This window comes from Telluria sp. AZSoR62 (assembly GCF_058111565.1).
Genome location: NZ_JBYTST010000014.1, coordinates 45,200 through 60,278 on the forward strand (window position 1 = coordinate 45,200; position 15,079 = coordinate 60,278).

The following is a 15,079-nucleotide window of genomic DNA, read 5'->3' on the forward strand; positions in this document are numbered from 1 at the left end:
ATCAACCTCATCGGGAGATGTCATGAGCCAAACTGTCGCCCTCGTACTGCCCCTGCCGGTCGCGCTCGCGCTGGTCTTGCTGCTGCTGGTGCTGGTGGTCCTGAGCGCCGTGGCGCTGTCGCTGCGCCAGCCGGTGGCGGTGCGCCATCCGGATGCCGCGGACGAGGGCAGGGATGCCGAGCTGTTCCGCCTGGGCCGCCTGCAGATCGATGGCATCGGCGAGTTGTCGTCCCCGCAGCGCCGCACGCGCTGATCAGGGAACCGCGCCATCATGTCGATCAAGCTGGGCGGGCTCATCGCCGGCATCAAGCGGGCTGTCGTGGACGCGCACCGCAGCGTCGCCGAGCAGCACCTGGAAGAACTGGCGCAGTATTTCGTGCCCGCGCCCGGCCAGGCGGCCGGCCTGCAATTCCCGGATGGGCAGTGGGAAGCGCGCAGCGTCGCCATGCAGGTGCCGCACGAGGTCAGCCGCAACGGCAAGGTCGGCATCGAGCCGCACACCATCCAGGTGCCCCTGATCACGCTGCTGCCGCTGCGCAGCCACGTCATCGAGCGGGTCGAGCTGCTCACCACGCTCGACTTCGGGCTGGCGCCGCCCCTGGCCGACGACGTCGCGCGCGGCGAGGCCGACCTGCCGCCGGAAATCACCGTCAACCTGGGCCACAAGGGCCCGCACAGCGCCGAGGTCAAGATCGTGGTGCATGCGGCCGAGCTGCCGCCCGGCTATGCGCGCCTGGTCGGCGCCTACGAAAAAGTCCTTAACGCGCAACTACCTACTTGAGGCGCGCATCACCGAGGGATCGACGGATCTCGCAACCACACTAGGAGAGTGACAATGGCAGACAGCATCGATGGCGGCCTGGTAAGCATGGCCCAGCAGTTTTCCGGCTTGCCGATGGACACGCTGATCGGCGGGCCGCTGCAGGCGGCCGCCAGCGCCCAGCAGGGCCTGGCAATGACCCAGACCCAGTACATCCTCAACACCGGCTTCAACCAGGTCAAGGACGCCAGCGGCCAGATCACCTACACCCCGATCACCGCCAGCATCGCCATGGGCCAGAGCCAGCCGGTGATCGGCACCGACGGCAAGGTGACGACGGCCGACTCGCACCTGAGCGTGGACTTCCCGATCATCACCATGGTGCCGATCCCCTCGCTGTCGGTGACCTCGGTCGACATCAGCTTCGACATGGAAGTGAAATCGAGCTACAGCCACGAGACCGATGCCGAGACCTCGTCCAAGACCCAGGAGCAGGGTTCGTTCGACGCCAAGGCGGGCTGGGGCTGCTTCTCGGTCGAGGTCAAGGGCTCGGTCTCGCACGACTCCTCGCAGTCGAACTCGGACAAGCAGACCTACCAGAAGAGCAACGACGCGAAATACCACGTCGAGGTGAAGGCGGAGCAGCAGCCCATCCCCGAGGGCATCAAGATGCTGCTCAAGATGTTCGGCGACAACATGACGATGAAGCCGATCACGGTCGCTTCGCAGCAGTCGATCCCGGCGCCGCACGCATAAGCGGCCAGCGCCACATTTAGCTCATCACGGAGAGGGGAGAACACATGGCCGCTTTGACAGGCTTCGACACCGCGTTGCAGATGACCCGCCATGCGCAGGCGCTGCGTCGCCAGGGGATCGACTTCGTGATGCGCTACTACAGCCATAACGCCGCCAAGAACCTGGGCGCGGAGGAAGCCCGCGCCTTGGGCGCGGCGGGGCTGCAGATCGGGACGGTGTGGGAAAGCGCGGGCACCCACGCCGGCTTTTTCAGCCGCAACCAGGGGCAGCTCGATGGCGCGGCCGCCTTGTCGGAGGCGCGCGCGGTGGGGCAGCCGGCCGGGTCGGCGATCTATTTTGCGGTGGATTACGATCCCTCGCAGTCCGACATCGACGGCGCGGTAACGGATTATTTTGCCGGCGTGGCCGCCGCGCTGGGCGGCGCCTACCGCATCGGCGTGTATGGTTCGGGCCTGTGCTGCGCCAGCCTGCTGGATAGGAAAGCGGCGTCGTGCAGCTGGCTGTCGCAGTCCACGGGTTTTGCCGGGTCGAAGGCCTTTGCCGGCGCCCGCCGCTATGACCTGATCCAGGCCATGCCGTCGACCATCGCGGTGGACGGCGGGACAATCGCGGTCGACCCGGACACCACCAATCCCGACGGCGATCCGGGCCTGTTCCAGCCCGGACAGGCCGTCCTTAAATGACGGTGACGCGTGCTTCGCCGTCGCCCATGCTGCCGATGATGGCGGCGTCGCCGAAGCCTTCGCGCGCGAACAGCGCCATCACTTCGTCGCTGCTGGCCGGGTCGCAGGCCACCAGGAGGCCGCCCGAGGTCTGCGGGTCGGTCAGCAGGGCCTGCTGCGCCGGCGTGATGTTGGCGCGGAAGGTGACGTCCTTGCCATAGGCGTCCCAGTTACGCCCGGAGGCGCCGGTGAAGAAGCCATCCTGGGCCAGGCGCAGCACGTTCGGCAGCAGCGGCACCCGGCCCATTTCCACCCATGCCGACAGCTTGGCGCCACGCGCCAGTTCCAGCAGGTGGCCGAGCAGGCCGAAGCCGGTCACGTCGGTCAGCGCATGCACGCCTTCCATCTCGGCCAGCGCCTTGCCCGGCTTGTTGAGCTTGGTGGTGTTCTCGATCATCGCGGCATAGCCCGCGGCGCCCAGCGCATCCTTCTTCAGTGCGGCCGAGAGCACGCCCACGCCCAGCGGCTTGCCGAGGATCAGCACGTCGCCAGGGCGCGCCCCGGCATTGCGCTTGACCTTGGACGGGTGCACCAGTCCCAGTACCACCAGCCCGTAGATCGGTTCGACCGAATCGATGGTGTGGCCGCCCGCGATCGGGATGCCAGCCTCCGCGCAGATCGATTCGCCGCCGCGGATGATCTCGCCAATGGTTTCCAGTGGCAGCTTGTTGACCGGCATGCCGACCAGGGCCAGCGCCATGATGGGCGTGCCGCCCATCGCGTACACGTCCGAGATCGCATTGGTGGCCGCGATACGGCCGAAATCGAAGGGATCGTCCACGATCGGCATGAAGAAGTCGGTCGTGGCGATCAGGGCCTGCTCGTCGTTGAGCTTGTACACGGCCGCGTCGTCCGCGGTCTCGATGCCGACCATCAGCTCCTTCGGGATCGGGAAACCCTTGGACTTGCCGAGGATCTCGGCCAGCACGCCGGGCGCGATCTTGCAGCCGCAGCCGCCGCCGTGCGAGAAGGAAGTGAGTTTGATGGGTTGGTCAGGCGTCGTGCTCATGGGGGTGTCCAGTCGTTGTCAGGTGCGCGCCGGGCGCGGCAAGGAGGAGATTATCCACCAGTTCGCGCAGCGCCGCTTGTTCGGCGGCTGGCGCGAACAGGGCGGCGCGCGCCGCGCACTGGCGCCGCAGCAGGGCGTCGAAGGCGGCGTCCTCGATCGAGCGGTCGATCAGCCTTGCCAGCGCGGCCGCGTCGCCAGGGGCGAAATAGCCGGCGTAGTCCTCGCCCAGCATGCCGCGGTTGCCGCTGATGTTCGAGGCCAGCACCGGCACGCCGCTGGTGACGGCTTCGATGATGACGTTGGCGCCGCCTTCCATGCGGGAGGCGATCGCCATGGCATGGCAGCGCTTCAGGCGCTGGCGCGCGGCCGCGTGCGGCAGGGCGCCGAGCCAGCGGTAGCGGGAGTTGTCCGCTTGCGCCGCTTCGGCGGCCGCGCCAAGTGCCGGGTCGAGCGCGCCGCCGATGTGCAGCAGGCGCGTACCTGGCGCGGTGACCAGGCCGGCCGCGTGGATGTAGGTCAGCGGGTCTTTTTCTTCGCGCAGGTGCCCGACCATGCAGATGTCGGCAAAGCGCCGCTTGCCGGTGCGGCGCGAGGGCTGCAAGGGCGGGGCGGACTGGTAGATGACGCGGGCTTTGCTTCGCAGGCCAGGCGGCAGCAGGTCCAGTCCAGCCGGCTGCAGCAGTACGAGGGCATGCGCGCGCACCAGGGACGCGCGGGCAGCCGGATCCGTGTCGATGTCGCGGTACAGGTCGGTGCCGGTCAGGACCAGCACCGAGGGCCGGTCCGGATGCGTATCGGTGAAAGCGGCCAGCGGCGCGGCCGAGCGGCGCGCGTGCAGGGCGACCATCAGGTCGGGCGCTGCGTCGCTGGTAGACCAGTCGCCCGCGATCCGAACCTCGTACGCCCCGCGCAGGAAGCGCGCCCAGCGGCTGGCCGTCTGCCAGTTGCCATTGTTTTCGCGTCTGCCCGCGGGACTGACGATGAGGATGCGCTTGCGCACTGCCGGATACTCCAGGAAGCGGGAACGCGATTATACGGCCCGGTGGCTGGAAACGAAAAACGGCTGCCGAGGCAGCCGTTTCTCATGGGAGAGCGGATGCTCCCCTGTGTGCAGCGATTAATACTCGCCGAAGGTGCGGCGTACGCCGTCGCCCGAACGCGGATGCGCCGATGGCTTGGCGAAACCGCTGTCGCGGCGTGGTGCGCCTTCGGTGCGATTGCCGCGGTAGCCGCCTTCGCGCGGGGCGCCGGCTGCCGGTGCACGGCCGGCTTCGCGCGCTGCGCCGAAACCTTCACGCGGGCCGCGGTCTGCATAACGGCTGTCGGCAGGACGGGCGGCGCGGTCGGCGTAACCGCCTTCGCGCGGCGCGCCTGGTTTCGCGAAGCTGCGCTGGCCCGGCTTGGCGGCGCTGCGGCCGTCGCCTGGTTTCCAGCCTGGACGCGGACCGCTGCGGGCAGGGGCCGAACGCTTCGGCTCGAAGCCTTCCACGACATCGACCGGGATCAGCTGCTTGGTGAAACGCTCGATGCGCTTCACGTTCATGCCTTCGGCATGGTTCACCAGCGAGATCGCCAGGCCATTGCGGCCGGCACGGCCGGTACGGCCGATACGGTGCACGTAGTCCTCAGGGAACTTCGGCAGGTCGTAGTTCACCACGTGGGTGATGGTCGGAACGTCGATACCGCGGGCGGCGACGTCGGTCGCCACCAGCACGCGCACCTGGCCGCGGCGCATGCTGTCCAGGGTGCGGTTGCGCGCGCCCTGGTGCATGTCGCCGTGCAGCGCAGCGGCTGCGAAGCCGGCGATGTTCAGGCGGTCGGCGATGGTGTCGGCGTCACGCTTGGTGGCGGTGAAGACCACAGCCTGGTCGACCGATTCGTCGCGCAGCAGGTGGTCCAGCAGGCGGTTCTTGTGCGACAGGTCGTCGACGAAGTGCACGCGCTGGGTGATGTTCTCGTGGCGGTTGGCCGCGCTCATGATCTGGATCGTCTGCGGATCCTTGGTGATGCGGCGCGCCATGTTGCCCACGACGCCGTCGAGCGTTGCCGAGAACAGCATGGTCTGGCGCGACGACGGGGTGGCGGCGACGATCTTCTCGATGTCGTCGATGAAACCCATGTCCAGCATGCGGTCGGCTTCGTCCAGCACCAGGATTTCCAGTTGCGAGAAGTCGATCTTGCCCGATTCCATATGGTCGATCAGGCGGCCAGGAGTCGCCACCAGGATCTCGGGATTCTTGGCCAGCAGTTGCATCTGCTTCGGATAAGGCATGCCGCCCAGGATCGACACTGCGCGAATGCGGCGCATGTCGGAGGTGTATTGCTCGGTCGCGCTGGTCACTTGCAGTGCCAGTTCGCGGGTCGGGGTCAGGACCAGCATTTTCGGCTGGGCTGCGGTGAAACGGACTTTTTCGCCGCGGGCGCGCGCCGACTGCGCGCTCTGCGCGGTGGTGCGGCCAGCTTCAGGCTGCTCGGCATTGGCCAGCTTGTTCAGGGCCGGCAGCATGAAGGCTGCGGTCTTGCCCGAGCCGGTCTGCGACGACACCAACAGGTCGCGACCGGCGATGGCGGCAGGAATTGCCTGCGCCTGCACCGGGGTCGGCTGGGTGTAGCCGGCGGCGGCAACTGCTTTGACGAGGGACGCGTGTAAACCTAGTGCTTCAAAACTCATGTGGATTTTACTTTCGAATTAAATCGTGATCACGCGTGTCAAAGAGACGTGCGCGAAATAGCAACGCGAACCAACACTACGAAATGACTCAGAATAGAAAGAAATTTCGGCACAAAAGCTTTGCGCCGGGACGGTGTCTTGGTGCTGACACACAGGGCGGGAGGGCTTTATGGGGGGCGACCAATTTGTCGCCAAGGGTTGCGATGCTGCTTGTTGTGTTACTTGTGATGCTGCTTGCTGAGCTGACTGATCAACTGCTGCGTCCAGTCTGTTCGGACGTTCTATTGCAGCGCACAAACGACACTATACAACAGTTTGGAAAACTCTGCACGCACCTGTTCGGAAGTGCGGATGGGACGAGGCCGGCGCGAAGCCGGCCCCAGGGAAGGAATCAGCGGTGCTTGCGCTTCGAGGTGGTGTTGCGGGCGATACGGCCGCCCTTGGAGGACGTGCGCGCCGCGGCCTTGGCCTTGTAGCGCGAGTTGGCGCTTGCCTTGACGCGCTTGCTGCTGATGCGTTCGGCTTCGAAGGCCACCACGGCATTGTCGATGATGTTCTCGGCGATGTCGCCGGCGTTCGAGGCCGAGACCTTCGGCACCAGGATGGTCGAGCCGGCCGAGACCGTGGACTTGGCCGGGATGTTATTGGCCTGGCGGATGACTTCCGGGGTGGTGCCGAACTTCGAGGCCAGCGAGGCGATCGTCACGCGGGCGCCGGTGATCTTGTGGGTGGTCCAGGTGGACAGGTTGCGGCCCCACTGCGCGAGGTTCACATGGAACTTCTCGGCGTTTTCCTTCGGCAGCAGGATCTTGGTCTTTTCGCCGCCGGTAATGACCGGTTTCTTGAACTGCGGGTTCAGGGCGCGGAATTCGTCGAGCGACATTTCGGCCAGCTGGGCGGCGACGGCGACGTCGATGTCGCTGGTCTTGTCCACGGCGGTGAAATAGGGCTGGTTGTCGATGACCGGCAGGGCAACGTTGTATTGGGACGGGTTGGCGACGATGTTCTTGACTGCCTGCAGCTTCGGTACGTAGTTGCGGGTTTCAAGCGGCATCAGCTCGGCCAGGCTTTCGAAGTCGGTGCCCTTGCCCAGCGCCTGGTTCTTCTTGATGGCGCGCTGCACATTGCCTTCGCCCCAGTTATAGGCAGCCAGGGCCAGCTGCCAGTCGCCGAACATCGTGTACAGGCGCTGCAGGTAGGTCAGGGCGGCATCGGTCGAGGCCAGCACGCCGCGGCGCTCGTCCTTGAACATGTTCTGCTTGAGGTCGTAGTCCTTGCCGGTGCCCGGCACGAACTGCCACAGGCCGGCCGCGCTGGCGGTGGACAGGGCTTGCGGATTGAACGCGGACTCGATCACCGGCAGCAGCGCCAGTTCGGTCGGCATGCCGCGCTTCTCGAGTTCCTGCACGATATGGTAGAGATAAGGCGAGGCGCGGCCCGAGATACGCTTGAGGCTGTCCGGGCGGACGCTGTACGCCTGGGTATGCCGGTTGACCAGGCTGTTGTCGATGTCGGGAATCGCGTAGCCGCTGCGGATGCGGCCCCAGACGTCGGTTTCCTTGAAGTCGTCAGCCTTGAGCAGGATGGGTGCGCTCGCCAGGGCGGGGCGCAGGTTGGCTGCGGAAACCGCAGGCACTGCAGCAGCCACGGGGGCGCTTGGCGCGGTTTCCATCGCGTAGGTCATCGGGGCGGCCAACAGGGCCAGCGCGGCAGTCGTTAAGGTCTTGAGGATCATATCGTGCATCGCTTTCCAGTGTTGCGTCCAGGAACGAACGGACTAGGTAAGGGGGCAGTGTACGTAGGCATGCTCTGACACGTCAAGAAGTAAGTCCAGCTCGTTACAAATTATTTTCCGATTGTCATTTTGATAAATTGCCGCCTTGAACACGAAAGATGGCTGCAGAATGGCGGTGGATGACGGCAATAGGCGTTGGAACCCTTGCCGTTTTCGCTGCATATGGCTGGGCCCCGAGGGGCATGCCCCCGGCATGCACTACCCGGCGCGCATGACCAGCCTATTCCTGCCGGATACCCGACCTATGAGGGCACGCAAAGAGTGCGTACAATCCGGTTTTTCGCTTCCCGCACCCCGGAATACCACCATGAGTACTGCACAACCGAACCTCAATGCCGACGACGACGCGGTCGTTGCCGCCACCCGCGGCTGGCTGGAACGGGCCGTCATCGGCCTGAACCTCTGTCCCTTTGCCAAGGCTGTCTATATAAAGGAGCAGGTGCGCTACGTGGTGTCGAACGCGACCACGCCGGAAGCGCTGCTCGAGCAGTTGATGGACGAACTGCAGCGCCTGTCGGATACCCCTGCCGAGGAAGTCGACACGACGCTCCTGATCCACCCCTTCGTGCTGAACGATTTCGAAGACTACAACGAGTTCCTGGACGTGGCCGACGCCGCCGTCGAGGACATGCAGCTGGACGGCGAGCTGCAGGTAGCCAGCTTCCACCCGGACTACCAGTTCGCCGACAGCGACCCTAACGACATCGCGAACTACACCAACCGCGCGCCTTACCCGATCCTGCACCTGCTGCGCGAGGACAGCATCGACCGCGCGGTCGAGGCCTTCCCGGAGGCGGCCGAGATCTTCGAAAAGAATATCGCCACCATGGAAAAGCTGGGCCACGATGGCTGGGACAAGCTCGATGTCGGCCCAGCCCGCTGATCCCGGGGCGCCGGGCAAGGCGCCGGAGCGGGCAGATACGCCCTGCGTGGCGGTGTGTTCCACCACTTTCGACGACGTTTGCCGCGGATGCGGACGGACCGTGGCCGAGGTGGCGCACTGGGTGTCGATGAGCGACGAGGACAAGGAAAAAGTGTGGGTGCGGATTTTGTCCGAGGGCTACCCAAGACGCAATACGTGATAGCAGGCGTGCAGGCGCGCACGCCTGGGTTGGACGCGTGGGCAAGGAACTTGCCCACCCTACGAAGTGAGGCTACTCGACTTTTGCGATCAGCTCACGCCTAAAAAATCGCGCTTGCCGATCGGGACGCCGTTGTGGCGCAGGATCGCATAGGCAGTCGTGACATGAAAGTAGAAGTTGGGCAGCACGAAGCCGGTCAGGTAGGCGTCGCCGCTGTCGAAATGGCGGGCGCGCTCGCCGGCGCCGTGGGTCACGGGGCGGGTGTCGGCGCCGTCGAAGGCTTCCTGCGGCAGCGAGTCGATGTAGCCCAGGGTCTTGGTGATGCGCTGCTGGAGCTCGGCGAAGGTCTGCTCGGTGTCTTCATAGCGCGGCACTTCCTGGCCGGCCAGGCGGGCGCTGGCGCCCTTGGCGAAGTCAGTGGCGACCTGCACCTGGCGAAGCAGCGGGAACATGTCCGGGAACAGGCGCGCCTGCAACAGGGCGGCGGGCTCGATCTTGTGCTGCTGGGCGTGGGTCTCGGCGGTTTCCAGCAGTGCGGCCAGGCTGCCGAGCATGCGGCGCAAGACCGGGACCGAGGCGGAATACATGGACAGGCTCATCGTGTCTCCTCTGAAAGATTCAATCATAACAAGTCTTGTCGCGTCCTGCCGACAGCGGGTAGTCCGCCCATCAGGCGCACTCCGCAAATGCGTGACGCCTTGCTATCTAACATGCATAATCAAGGCATTCCCTTGCCATAGATAAATGGGTGTTGCCTTGCGCAAGCGCAGGGCCGCACCGACCACCCCATGCCCCTGCCACGCTTTACCTTCCGCGGATTGCCAGCCCGGCTGCGCCGACTCTATGGGCGTTCGATCTACGGCGCGCTGCTGCTGGTGGTCTTCGCCAGCCTGGCGGTGCCGGCCGTGGTTGGAGGCGTGTTCCTGATCGGGGTGCAGGAACGCGAAGCGGCGGTCGAGCGCCTGAACGATGCGCTGCAGCGCAATGCCGACATCCTGGCGCTCGGGATCCAGGAGTCGCTCTGGGACATGAACCTGGAGGCGGCGCGCTCGCTGGTCGATTCGTTCATGCGCGACCCGGCCGTGGTGCACGTCGAGGTACGCGGGGGACTCGAAGCCGGGATCATCAACCGCCGCGCCGTCTTGCTGCCGGGCGCGCGCGCCTACCGCGCCGAGCGCGACATCGTGGTGCAGGGCCAGAAGATCGGCCGCGTCGCGATCGAGATGGGCGACTACCTCAGCCAGCAGGAGTTGCGTGCCAAGCAGCGCAACTACGCGCTGGTGCTGGCGATCCAGCTCGGCATCTCGCTGCTGCTGATCGCGCTGCTGCTGCGCCGCCGTCTGCTCTCGCCGCTGCGCACGCTCACCGGGTTCTCGGACCGGCTGGCGCGCGGCGACTTCGATACGCCCCTGGTGCTCAGCGCCGACGACGAGCTGGGACGCCTGGGCAGCCAGATGGAGCGCATGCGCATGGCGATCGGCGAACTGTTCGCCGACATCGGCCGGCGCGAAGAGCAGTTCCGGACCATCGTCACCCAGGTGCCGGGCGCCGTGTTCCGCGCCCGTCCGGGCGGAGCGATCGATTTCGTCAGCGACGCCATCGAGGAAATCTCGGGCTATCCGGCCGAGCGCTTCATGCTGGCCACCACCGACGACTGGGCCAACATCATCCATCCTGAAGACCGCCGCCTGCAGCGCCACGCGGCCAAGGACGCGCTGCTGGCCGGGATCCCGTATGAAATCGAATACCGCATCATCGACGCCGGCGGCATCGAGCGCTGGGTGCTGGAAAGCGGCCAGCCGCAGGGCGAATGGGGCAGCGAAGCCTTCCGGGTGGACGGCATCGTCTACGACATCAGCGCGCGCAAGCACGACGAGATGCGCATCGAGGCGCTGCTGACCGAGCAGGGCGCGATCCTGGACAACGTCATGTTCGGCGTGCTGTTCGTGCGCCAGCGCCGCATCGTCTCTGCCAACCGCCGCGGCGAAGCGCTGTTCGGCTATCCCGATGGCGGCATGGTCGGCAGCTCGACCGAGATCCTGTTCCCGGGGCGCGCCGACTACGAGCAGGGCTGGCTCGAGAGCTACCCGGCGCGCGCCGGCAGCCCGCACACCGGCGAAGAGATCCAGTTCCGGCGCCGCGACGGCACGCCGTTCTGGCTGCTGGTGAGCGGCAGCGCGCTCGACCCGCTGCGGCCGAACGACGGCAGCATCTGGGTGTTCGCCGACATCACCGAACGCAAGCAGGCCGAGGAAAAGCTGCGCCTGGCCGCCACCGTGCTCGAACACATCGCCGACGGGGTGATGGTGCTGGACGTGTTCGGCCGCATCATCGCCACCAACCCGGCCTTTACCCAGATCACCGGCTATACCGAGCGCGAAGCGCTGGGCCAGCATTCGAGCCTGACCCGCTCGACCCGCCACGACGACGGCTTCTACCAGCAGCTGTGGGGTGACCTGGCCGATACCGGCTTCTGGCGCGGCGAGATCTGGGACACCCGCAAGAACGGCGAGGTCTACCTGGAGTCGCTCACCGTGTCGGCCGTGCGCAGCGACGACGGCGGCGAGCAGGACGCCGTCACCCACTATGTCTGCGTGTTCAGCGATATCACCAAGGTCAAGGAATCGCAGGACAAGCTCGATCACCTGGCCCACCACGATCCGCTCACGGCGCTGCCGAACCGCCTGCTGTTCCATGACCGCCTGCAGCACGCGATGATCCGCGCCGCCCGCGCCGACGAGCAGCTGGCCGTGCTGTTCATCGACCTGGACCGCTTCAAGAACGTCAACGACACGCTCGGCCACCATGTCGGCGACGAGCTGCTCAAGCAGGTGGCGGCGGCCTTGACCAGTTGCCTGCGCGAGGGCGACACGCTGGCGCGCCTGGGCGGCGACGAATTCATCGTGCTGCTGGAAGACGCCAGGGGCGAATTCGGCGCCGGCCATGTGGCCGGCAAGCTGATGACCCTGTTCGAGCAGCCGTTTACCGTGTCGGGCTACGAACTGTTCGTCACCGCCAGCATCGGCATCAGCCTGTTCCCGCAGGATGGCCTGGACGTGAACATGCTGGTGCGGAACGCCGACGTGGCGATGTACCAGGCCAAGGCGCGCGGGCGCAACGGCTACCAGTTCTATGCCGCGTCGATGAGCGGCGAGGGCGTCGAGCGCCTGCGCCTGGAGACCATGCTGCGCCGCGCGATCGACAAGCACGAGATCTTCCTGCACTACCAGCCCCAGGTCGATATCCTCACGGGCCGCCTGGTCGGCGTGGAGGCCCTGGTGCGCTGGCAAAGTCCGGAGCTGGGGCTGGTGCCGCCGACCCGCTTCATCCCGGTGGCCGAGGACACCGGCTTCATCGGCCAGCTGGGACAGTGGGTACTGGCCGAGGCCTGCCGCCAGATGGTATGCTGGGAAATGGATGGGCTGCGGGTGCCGAAGATGGCGGTGAACCTGTCGGTGCGCCAGTTCGACCGCGGCAGCATGGCGCCGACAGTGGCGGCGGTGCTGCAGGACGCCGGCCTGGATGCGGCGCGGCTGCAGCTGGAAGTGACCGAGTCGGTCATCATGAATACCGGCGACGCGCTCGAGTACATCAACGACCTGCGCGCAATCGGCGTCGGGCTGGCGATCGACGATTTCGGCACGGGTTACTCCTCGCTGGCCTACCTGAAGCAGCTGCCGGTGCAGACCCTGAAGATCGACCGCAGCTTCATCAAGGACATCTCGACCGGCGCCAGCGACGAGGCGATCGCGGTGGCGATCATCCAGCTCGGCAAGAGCCTGAACCTGTCGGTGATCGCCGAGGGCGTGGAGTCGCAGGAGCAGGCCGCCTTCCTGCTGCGCCATGGCTGCAGCCATGCGCAGGGTTATCTATACAGCCGGCCGGTGCTGCCGGCGGAGATACTGGCACGCTGGGGCCAGGAACACGACAAAGAACGCGATGACGCAAACGAGGCCGCAGCAAGCAACGCACACGACACCTGATCACAAGCCCAGGCGCAGCCGGCGGCGTTTCCTTGCCGGAGGCCTTCTGGCAAGCGGCGCCTTGCTGGTCGGCTGGGGCTTCCAGCCGCCGCGCCAGCGCCTGCATGCGGCCGAACCCCTGCCGGTCGAAGGCGGTGCGGTCGGCCTGAACGGCTGGGTCGCGATCGACCCTGGCGGGATCGTCTCGGTGGTGGTGCCCAGGAGCGAAATGGGGCAGGGCGTGCACACCGCGCTGCCGATGCTCGTGGCCGAAGAGCTCGACGTGCCGCTGGCCAGTGTGCGCATCGTCCAGGCCCCGATCGACAAGATCTACGCCAACCTCACCGTCCTGCGCGAAACCCTGCCTTTCCATCCAGATGACGACGGCCGCACCCGCCAGGGCGCGCAGTGGCTGGCCGCCAAGCTCGGACGCGAGCTGGGCATCATGTTCACGGGCGGCTCGACCAGCGTCAAGGATGCCTGGCTGCCGATGCGCGAAGCCGGCGCCGTCGCGCGCGCCATGCTGGTCAAGGCGGCGGCCGAGCGCTGGCGGGTGCCGCTGGCCGAGTGCGCTACCCGCGACGGTTTCGTCATCCACGCGCGCGGCGCACGCCTTGCCTACGGCGAGCTGGCGCAGGATGCGGCAAGGGTCGGCGCGGGCATCGACGCCGGCGACGTGCGCCTGAAAGAACCCAAGGATTTTCGCCTGATCGGCAAGCCGGTGCCGCGCCTGGACAGCCGCGCCAAGGTGACCGGCGCCGCGCGCTTCGGCATCGACGCGCGCGTGCCCGGCATGGTCTATGCGGCGGTGAAGATGTCGCCGGTGGTCGGCGGCGCGCTCGCAAGCTTCGACGCGGCGGCGGTGGCGTCGATGCCGGGCGTGCTGCAGGTGGTCGCGCTTCCCGGCGCACCTGGCGAGCGCACCGGCGCCGGGGCCGGCGTGGCGGTGGTGGCCGCGACCTGGTGGCAGGCGCGCCAGGCGGTGGCGGCCCTGCCGGTGACCTGGAACGAAGGGGCGGCGGCGCATCTCTCCACCGAAGCGGTGTTCGACGAGTTCGCGCGCGCGCTGGACGAGGACAGCGGCTATGTCTACCACGAGGCCGGCACCCAGGACGTGCGCGGCGTGGCGCTCACGCTCACGGCGGAATACCGCGCGCCTTATCTCGCGCATGCGGCGCTCGAACCGGTGAACTGCACCGCCCAGGTCGAAGGCGGCAAGGTGCGCCTGTGGGCCTCGACCCAGGTGCCCAGCATGGCGGTGGACGTGGCCGCGCGCGTGGCGGGCGTGGCGCGCGAGGACGTGGCCATCGAGGTGATGCTGCTGGGCGGCGGTTTCGGGCGCCGGCTGGAAGCGGACATGGTGGCGCAGGCGGTGGCGGTGGCCATGGCGGCCAGGGGCAAGCCGGTGCAGCTGGTCTGGACCCGCGAGGACGATACCACCCACGACGTCTACCGCCCGGCGGCGCTGGCGCGCTTCCGCGCCCATCTCGACGCCGACGGCGCCATCCTGGCCTGGGATAACAAGTCGGCCGGCGGCGCCATCGGCCACCAGTATTTCGCCCGCAACCTCGGCCTGCCGGGGGTGGGGCCGGACAAGACCACGGCCGAAGGCGAATACGACATGCAGTATGCGATCGCCAACCAGCGCATCGCCCACGTCACCGTGGACAGCCCGGTGCCGATCGGCTACTGGCGCTCGGTGGGGCATTCGCACAATGCCTTCTTCAAGGAAGGCTTCATCGAGGAGGTGGCGCATGCGGCCGGGCGCCCCGGAATCGCGTTCCGGCGCGCGCTATTGAAGACGCAGCCGCGCGCGCTGGCCGTGCTCGATGCGGCGGTGGCGCGCGCCGGCACCGCGCCGGAGGGCCGCGCCCACGGCGTGGCCCTGCACCGCTCCTTTGGCAGCACGGTGGCCCAGGTGGCCGAGGTGTCGGTGGAGGGCAAGCAGATCCGCGTGCACCGGGTCTGGTGCGCGATCGATTGCGGCATCGTGGTCAACCCGAACATCGTGGCCCAGCAGGTGGAGTCCGGCGTGCTGTTCGGCCTGTCGGCGGCGCTATATGGCGAGATCACGCTGAAGAACGGGCGCATCGAGCAGTCGAACTTCGGCGACTACCCGGTCCTGCGCATGAGCGAGGCGCCGCAGGTCGAGACCGTCATCATGCCGAGCGCCGCGCATCCGGAAGGGGTGGGCGAGCCGGCCACGCCGCCGATCGCGCCGGCGGTGGCCGCGGCCGTGTTCACGCTGACCGGGCAGCGGCTGCGCAGTTTGCCGCTGCGGCTAAGTTAAGAAAAACTGATCGATGCTCGAAAAGCTTAAGC

13 protein-coding genes are annotated in these 15,079 nt (G+C 66.9%); 8 read left to right on the plus strand and 5 right to left on the minus strand.

Annotation, left to right across the window (positions count from 1 at the left end):
• Positions 1-22: 22 nt before the first annotated feature.
• Genes AC3XQU_RS19525 through AC3XQU_RS19540 form a run of 4 tightly spaced genes read left to right on the plus strand, consistent with a single transcriptional unit; the run spans position 23 to position 2,199 of the window.
• Positions 23-253 carry a hypothetical protein gene (locus AC3XQU_RS19525; RefSeq protein ID WP_489875826.1) on the plus strand — a complete coding sequence of 77 codons (231 nt, stop codon included), beginning with the start codon at positions 23-25 and terminating at the stop codon, positions 251-253.
• 18 nt (positions 254-271) lie between these two features.
• Positions 272-781 carry a DUF2589 domain-containing protein gene (locus tag AC3XQU_RS19530; protein ID WP_489875827.1) on the plus strand — a complete coding sequence of 170 codons (510 nt, stop codon included), beginning with the start codon at positions 272-274 and terminating at the stop codon, positions 779-781.
• Positions 782-835: 54 nt separating this feature from the next.
• Positions 836-1,516, plus strand: coding sequence for a DUF2589 domain-containing protein (locus AC3XQU_RS19535; protein ID WP_489875828.1), 681 nt, complete (start codon positions 836-838; stop codon positions 1,514-1,516).
• 44 nt (positions 1,517-1,560) lie between these two features.
• The gene (locus tag AC3XQU_RS19540) at positions 1,561-2,199 is read left to right on the plus strand and encodes a DUF1906 domain-containing protein (RefSeq protein ID WP_489875829.1); all 639 of its coding nucleotides are present in this window, start codon (positions 1,561-1,563) and stop codon (positions 2,197-2,199) included.
• Here the strand turns inward: AC3XQU_RS19540 and selD are convergent.
• The 4 genes from selD to AC3XQU_RS19560 all read right to left on the minus strand — a co-directional run bounded on the left by selD (position 2,192) and on the right by AC3XQU_RS19560 (position 7,662).
• Positions 2,192-3,247: a selenide, water dikinase SelD gene (gene selD / locus AC3XQU_RS19545; RefSeq protein ID WP_489875830.1), complete on the minus strand. Its 1,056-nt coding sequence runs from the start codon at positions 3,245-3,247 to the stop codon at positions 2,192-2,194. The genes AC3XQU_RS19540 and selD overlap by 8 nt on opposite strands.
• Positions 3,231-4,247, minus strand: a complete 1,017-nt coding sequence (gene senB / locus AC3XQU_RS19550; protein WP_489875831.1) for a selenoneine biosynthesis selenosugar synthase SenB — start codon at positions 4,245-4,247, stop codon at positions 3,231-3,233. Before senB ends, selD begins: the two co-directional genes overlap by 17 nt.
• A gap of 117 nt (positions 4,248-4,364) precedes the next feature.
• Positions 4,365-5,918, minus strand: coding sequence for a DEAD/DEAH box helicase (locus AC3XQU_RS19555; protein WP_489875832.1), 1,554 nt, complete (start codon positions 5,916-5,918; stop codon positions 4,365-4,367).
• 391 nt (positions 5,919-6,309) lie between these two features.
• Positions 6,310-7,662: a transglycosylase SLT domain-containing protein gene (locus AC3XQU_RS19560; RefSeq protein WP_489875833.1), complete on the minus strand. Its 1,353-nt coding sequence runs from the start codon at positions 7,660-7,662 to the stop codon at positions 6,310-6,312.
• 358 nt (positions 7,663-8,020) lie between these two features.
• On the opposite strand from AC3XQU_RS19560, the gene AC3XQU_RS19565 reads away from it, so the two are divergent.
• Together AC3XQU_RS19565 and AC3XQU_RS19570 are read left to right on the plus strand one after the other, a co-directional pair.
• Positions 8,021-8,596, plus strand: a complete 576-nt coding sequence (locus AC3XQU_RS19565) for a DUF1415 domain-containing protein (protein ID WP_489875834.1) — start codon at positions 8,021-8,023, stop codon at positions 8,594-8,596.
• The gene (locus AC3XQU_RS19570) at positions 8,577-8,795 is read left to right on the plus strand and encodes a DUF1289 domain-containing protein (protein ID WP_489875835.1); all 219 of its coding nucleotides are present in this window, start codon (positions 8,577-8,579) and stop codon (positions 8,793-8,795) included. Before AC3XQU_RS19565 ends, AC3XQU_RS19570 begins: the two co-directional genes overlap by 20 nt.
• Positions 8,796-8,884: 89 nt before the next feature.
• Here AC3XQU_RS19570 and AC3XQU_RS19575 read toward each other — a convergent pair whose 3' ends face one another.
• Positions 8,885-9,394, minus strand: coding sequence for a DUF1993 domain-containing protein (locus AC3XQU_RS19575; RefSeq protein WP_489875836.1), 510 nt, complete (start codon positions 9,392-9,394; stop codon positions 8,885-8,887).
• 189 nt (positions 9,395-9,583) lie between these two features.
• On the opposite strand from AC3XQU_RS19575, the gene AC3XQU_RS19580 reads away from it, so the two are divergent.
• The gene (locus tag AC3XQU_RS19580; RefSeq protein WP_489875837.1) at positions 9,584-12,778 is read left to right on the plus strand and encodes a bifunctional diguanylate cyclase/phosphodiesterase; all 3,195 of its coding nucleotides are present in this window, start codon (positions 9,584-9,586) and stop codon (positions 12,776-12,778) included.
• Positions 12,735-15,047: a xanthine dehydrogenase family protein molybdopterin-binding subunit gene (locus tag AC3XQU_RS19585; RefSeq protein WP_489875838.1), complete on the plus strand. Its 2,313-nt coding sequence runs from the start codon at positions 12,735-12,737 to the stop codon at positions 15,045-15,047. Before AC3XQU_RS19580 ends, AC3XQU_RS19585 begins: the two co-directional genes overlap by 44 nt.
• Positions 15,048-15,079: the final 32 nt, after the last annotated feature.